This is a genomic window from Lacinutrix salivirga, assembly GCF_053604675.1.
Window position 1 is genome coordinate 1 of sequence record NZ_JBSHNP010000069.1, and the last position, 3,262, is coordinate 3,262.

Sequence of the window (3,262 nt, forward strand, 5' to 3'; positions counted from 1 at the left end):
AATTTCGTATTTAGTTCCTTGAAAAACTCTAGTTTCTTTTTTTATTAAACCTAAAACATCATCAAGATGCTCTTTTATTTCTAAAATACGCTTGTCTTTATAGGTTTCTTTTGACAATTTAAATAAATCATCTACTTCATCTAATGCCTCTTTAGCAGACTTCTTTAACAGTTTTTCTACTACAACATCTGTACCAAGACTTGCTAACTCTAATCAATAAAAAAAGCCACTTCTTTTATTGAAATGGCTTTATATTACTTAACTTTAGTAAAAGTTTAAACTCTTAATTCACTAAAAAGTGTTTTATCCCCTTCTAGATGTCGTTCGTAAAAGCTTGATAGAGAATCTGCAATTTTTGGAAAACTATCTCCTTCGTATCCTTCCTCATAACCATAAACTGGAGGGTTATCTCCTTCATCTAACTTAAAAAAAGCAAATAAATATCCTTGATGATCGTAAAATATGAATTCGGTTTCTGTAATTTTTTCAGCCAAATCTTGACGATTATATTCATTTAATTGATTAATCAGCCATTCTTTATGCTTTAAAATACTATCATAAAAGATATATGTTCCTTTAAAAGTTCCATAGTCATAATAATTAGGTGTTTCTATATCTTTCAACATTCCTTTACCCATTATTTCTAAAAACTCTAAATAAGATTTCGGTAAAGAAAATTCTATCTCTTGTTCAATTTTTTTAATTTCATCTGAAGAGCAACCTAATAGTTCCGTTTTATTGTCTCTTAAATTTTTATATATTTTACTCAAAAATCTCATAATTATTGTTTTAAAGTTTTTCTAATCCAAATTCTAGTTATTACTATTACTCTTGTAGGCACGGATTACAAATCCGCGCTATCGGGTTCTAATATCTCCTGCTATATCTGCAACATCTAATGCGTCTTTAGCAGACTTCTTCATCAGTTTTCTACCACAAAGTCTGTACCAAGGCTTGCAAGTTCTAATTAACAAAAACGGCTTTTAAAAATTATTCTTTAATAAATTCCTTATCCTTAAACTCCGAAACGTTAATATTGGTATTTAAAAGCTCAATTAATATTGATTTACTATCACTTGAAGGTAGATTTTCCATTCCTATACCTTTTATTTGAAATTTTAAACTGTTCTTGTTATTTACAAAAACATCTTCAATATTAAAATATCCTCCTAACAGCTCAATAAAGAAAACTATTTTACCATCTTTAAATTCAAAAAAATCTATAATTTTTATTTTATTCTTCATAATTTAATCTTTTTAATTCTATTTTAAAATATTCTAATCGTTCTTTAATTACTTCTATTTCTTCTTTAGGTAAGTCCCATTTTTTCAGATTTAAAAGTAATTCTTCAGCAGCTTCTTTTTCCAATAAGTTTATAACGAGTTCATTGTTTTTATACTTATCTAAAGCTTGTTTAAATCTTCCTGAACGATGTTGATTAGCATGAATTAACTCCTCATAAACAGCAGATTTTGTTGCTGTTTTATTAAGCATAATTAAATCATCTGACAAATTAACCGCCTCAATTTCTGTACCAAGAACTTTCTCTCTAGCTTTACAATATGCAAAAGATTCTTCATCAAACCTCAAATCTCCTCCAATTTTTTTAAACTCATTCTGTAGTTTCTTTAATAATTTTAAATCTACAGGCTTTCCTTTTATTTTGGAAAATAACTCTTTATAACCTGAAGTTTCTTTTAAATGTTCAATTATTTTCTTATCAACTAAATTATTAGCTTTTTCTAAAGCCTCTTTAGCAGACTTCTTCAACAGTTTTTCTACTACAACATCTGTACCAAGACTTGCCAACTCCAACCAAAATAAATATTGCTGTAATTTTTGAGCAAACTCATTATCGCTATTTGCCAATTTTAGTATGATATTTAGTGTACCTGCTGTAACCTCAACAATGCTTACTGCCGTTTTAACTTTAAATAATGTGGTTAGTGGTTTAACATTTTTAAGCTTTGTTAAATGGCGCAAATGCCTTAATTTATATAAATTACCTACACCTGTTAGTGTTGTTACTACATCTACGGTTAGCAAAATACCATCTTCTAAATTGCTCCACTTATTTAAATCGTCCATGGCTTTTAAAAAAAAAGCTGGCACTATTTTATCTGGTACTTTTATTACTCCGGTTTCTGGCAGTTCTGCCAATTGTATTGGATGAAATAAGTTATAGGTTGCAACTTCAGTCTTTGTTACTTTTTTACGTGGTCGTCTGGAATATTTGTTTTTCTCAAAAGTAACTTCTTCTTTTATTGCTTTTATTTTAAGTCTGGATTGTTCTTTTATAAAATTAAACTCGAAGTTGTTATTATAAAAGCCTAAAATTTTAGTGTTTTGGTATGGTAAAGTTTCTGGTCCTCCTTGATATTCGTTTTTATTTCTATAATAATTTGGGTCTGTGAAGTCACTTAATTTCCAAAAGGCATATAAAGTGTTTATTAACTTGGTAAAATTATTGTCTCCGAAACCATAATTGTTAAGTTTATCGTATAGTTTTTCAAAAACACTTACACCATTTTTTTGCAACATTAAGGTTTGAAAAAACACGTTTATTGTGTCTGTGAATTTTTGTTTTTCTTCTTTATTTTTATAATTTATATTAGCTTCATCTATTGCTAATGCTTGTAATACTTTTAATATGGCTTTTTCTTTACTTTCTAAGACAAAGCCTTTTAGTAATGTAAATAAATCTTTCCAAAGTAATTGTGTGTTACGCTTTTGTAATACAAAATTTGGTGCTTGGTTGTATATAAAGGCTAAATCAAAAGTATCATTTTCAGAATCTGAAAAGGCCTTAGTAAACTTATTAAAAACATCTTCTTCTATCTGCTTATTTTTGTAGCCTAAATAGGTATATGCCGCCTTATAATCGTTATAAAAATGAGTGCTCATTTTTATAGCCACTCTATTAATGTCTGATCTGTCGGAACTGTTTTTTCTGCCATCAAAACCTTCATAAACAAATAATATATTATAGTTTATTTTTCTTTTTTTGGGTTCTATATTAATTCTTGTTATTGTTATGTCTGTTCTTACATTCGCTATTTTTTTATTAAGTTCTGCGTATAATAGTAAGTTACGTTTTTGTCCGCTATCTTCTGTTACGGAAAATGGAACGTCTGTAATATATTCTGCAATAAACAGCTCCTCTGTTTCTCTATCTTTAACTTCTACGCGAGATTTTTGTGTGCTTATGTAGTTTATATAATGAAAATCGCTAAATAGGTTTGGCTTGTTTTTCTTTAAGGT

The 3,262-nt window shown here is 28.2% G+C and carries 3 protein-coding genes; all 3 read right to left on the reverse strand.

Annotation, left to right across the window (positions count from 1 at the left end; genetic code table 11):
- Positions 1 to 275: 275 nt before the first annotated feature.
- Positions 276 to 779 (reverse strand): SMI1/KNR4 family protein, encoded by a 504-nt coding sequence (locus ACVC5O_RS02725; protein ID WP_452219930.1) that lies wholly within the window; start codon positions 777 to 779, stop codon positions 276 to 278.
- A gap of 211 nt (positions 780 to 990) precedes the next feature.
- Positions 991 to 1,245 (reverse strand): hypothetical protein, encoded by a 255-nt coding sequence (locus ACVC5O_RS02730; RefSeq protein WP_452219931.1) that lies wholly within the window; start codon positions 1,243 to 1,245, stop codon positions 991 to 993.
- The coding region (locus ACVC5O_RS02735) for a hypothetical protein (RefSeq protein ID WP_452219932.1) at positions 1,235 to 3,262 on the reverse strand (2,028 nt) is incomplete at its 5' end. The genes ACVC5O_RS02730 and ACVC5O_RS02735, both read right to left, overlap by 11 nt.

What these genes read in the sequence shown, in the direction of transcription:
- ACVC5O_RS02725 (WP_452219930.1), bottom strand. Translation starts at nt 779, where the DNA reads ATGAGATTTTTGAGTAAAATATATAAAAATTTAAGAGACAATAAAACG.
- ACVC5O_RS02730 (WP_452219931.1), bottom strand. Translation starts at nt 1,245, where the DNA reads ATGAAGAATAAAATAAAAATTATAGATTTTTTTGAATTTAAAGATGGT.